Genomic DNA, 1,863 nt, shown 5'->3' with positions numbered 1-1,863 from the left:
CGGGGCATGCGCCGCCTGCAGCGCCTCGCGCTGGATCTCGGCGCGCGTGCAAAAACACGGATACAGCAGCCCGCGCGACGCCAGTTCGTCCAGCACCCGCCCATAATCCGCCAGATGGTCCGACTGCCGCCGCACGTCCCCGTCCGATCCGATGCCCAGCCATGCCAGGTCCTCGATGATCGCCGCCTCGTATTCCGGGCGGCAGCGGCCGGGGTCGATATCCTCGATCCGCAGCAGGAAACGCCCCCCTGACTCGCGCGCCGCCCGCCACCCCGCCAGGGCGGACGCCGCATGCCCCAGATGCAGATACCCGGTCGGGCTGGGCGCGAAACGCGTCACCCATCCCGGCTTTCGATCGCAAAAACAGGACGATGCCGCCATTCTCCCCCCTCTCCCGCGCGGCAATGCCGCCTGCCGGCATCCCAAAGACCGCACAATCCCTTGCGGTAGCGGGCAAATTTTGCGATATAGGCGCCAGGTTCTCAACGGCGCATATCATTTGGCGTTCGGTTTGGAGTACAACGCCAGGTGACGGTGTGGCGGCATCACGAAAGGATGCGCCCCTTGCTTGCTGGCAGTCCGCATTACCCGGCCCTCGTTCTGAACGCCGATTTCAGGCCGCTTTCCTATTTCCCGCTCTCGCTCTGGTCCTGGCAGGACGCGGTTAAGGCGGTCTTCCTCGACCGCGTCTCGGTCCTCAGCGAATATGACGAGGAAGTCCGCTCCCCCAGCCGCTCCCTCCGATTACCCAGCGTCATCGCGCTGAAAGACTACATTCCCGCCGCCCGCCGCCCCGCCTTCACCCGCTTCAACGTCTTCCTGCGCGACAATTTTTCCTGCCAGTACTGCCTCGACCGCCTGCCGACCCACGAGCTGACGTTCGACCACGTCATCCCCCGCTGCAAGGGGGGCCGCACCACCTGGGAAAATGTCGTCACCGCCTGCAGCCCCTGCAATCTTATGAAGGGCTCGCGCATGCCGCACGAGTTGCACATGTATCCCCGCCGCACGCCCTCCCAACCCTCGACCTGGGAATTGCAGGAAAACGGTCGCGCCTTTCCCCCCAATTACCTGCATGAAAGCTGGCGCGACTATCTCTACTGGGATAGCGAACTCGATACCTGACCCGTCCGCCGCCATCCCCTTATCGCGTGTAGCGATAGCCGTACCACGCCGCCAATTGCTGCAGGTCCGGCGCCCCGCGCAGGTTCAACGGAATGGGCCGCGGCTTTTCGGACCCGATCACCAGGCCATGATCCGTCATGCGCTGGCACATATTGGCCGCCAGCGGGAAGCTCTGCGCCACCGGCGTGCCCATCTGCGCCCGCAGGCAGGCAATGTCGGTGTCCCCGGGCCGGCGCCCCATCTCCGGCGCACACCCCGCCAGCAGCACCAGTCCACCGAACAACACCCCGCCCACCCGCATCGCAACCCCCAGCCCGCCCGCTCGCTTCATCACCCTGCCCCGCCTGTCCATTTTTCCGTGGCACTTCAGTTCCGACACCTTATCTCTGGCACGGCACATGCCATCCGCCCAGCCCGCCATGGCGCCAGTCCCGACGACAGGCACCGGCGGCACGGCGACTCCCCCGCTCGCGCAATACAGCCATGCCGGATACCCCGCCCCGGTTGACGACGCGACCAACGGACCGCACCTATTCCATGCGGCCGTCACATGGGCCCGCCGGAATCCAGGAGGCCACGCCGTGACCGTCACAACCGGGCGATCCCTGACCCTGCCGATCGAAGGGATGACCTGCGCCGCCTGCGCCGCCCGGATCGAACGGCTGCTCAACCGCCTGCCCGGCACGAAAGCCGCGGTGAATTTCGCCGCCGGGGCCGCGACGATCGAACGCGGCGACG

The 1,863-nt window shown here is 66.6% G+C and carries 4 protein-coding genes; 2 read left to right on the top strand and 2 right to left on the bottom strand.

Annotated elements, in window-relative coordinates; genetic code table 11:
* Positions 1-381: glutamate--tRNA ligase family protein (locus HUK84_RS16690; protein ID WP_246285746.1), on the bottom strand; the 381-nt coding region annotated here is incomplete at its 3' end.
* A 174-nt stretch (positions 382-555) separates the two neighbouring features.
* On the opposite strand from HUK84_RS16690, the gene HUK84_RS16685 reads away from it, so the two are divergent.
* Positions 556-1,125: an HNH endonuclease gene (locus tag HUK84_RS16685; RefSeq protein WP_176641278.1), complete on the top strand. Its 570-nt coding sequence runs from the start codon at positions 556-558 to the stop codon at positions 1,123-1,125.
* A 19-nt stretch (positions 1,126-1,144) separates the two neighbouring features.
* Here HUK84_RS16685 and HUK84_RS16680 read toward each other — a convergent pair whose 3' ends face one another.
* Positions 1,145-1,456: a hypothetical protein gene (locus HUK84_RS16680; protein WP_246285745.1), complete on the bottom strand. Its 312-nt coding sequence runs from the start codon at positions 1,454-1,456 to the stop codon at positions 1,145-1,147.
* A 250-nt stretch (positions 1,457-1,706) separates the two neighbouring features.
* Here HUK84_RS16680 and HUK84_RS23305 point away from each other — a divergent pair.
* Positions 1,707-1,863, top strand: a 157-nt coding sequence (locus tag HUK84_RS23305) for a heavy metal-associated domain-containing protein (protein WP_317135305.1), incomplete at its 3' end; no start/stop codon positions are given.

The organism is Nguyenibacter vanlangensis, assembly GCF_013376155.1.
In the GTDB taxonomy this organism is placed as follows: Bacteria; Pseudomonadota; Alphaproteobacteria; order Acetobacterales; family Acetobacteraceae; genus Gluconacetobacter; species Gluconacetobacter vanlangensis.
Note: the sequence above shows the minus strand (reverse complement) of the source record. Positions and strands in the feature narration are given on the sequence as shown.

What these genes read in the sequence shown, in the direction of transcription:
- HUK84_RS16685 (WP_176641278.1), top strand. Translation starts at nt 556, where the DNA reads ATGCGCCCCTTGCTTGCTGGCAGTCCGCATTACCCGGCCCTCGTTCTG.
- HUK84_RS16680 (WP_246285745.1), bottom strand. Translation starts at nt 1,456, where the DNA reads ATGAAGCGAGCGGGCGGGCTGGGGGTTGCGATGCGGGTGGGCGGGGTG.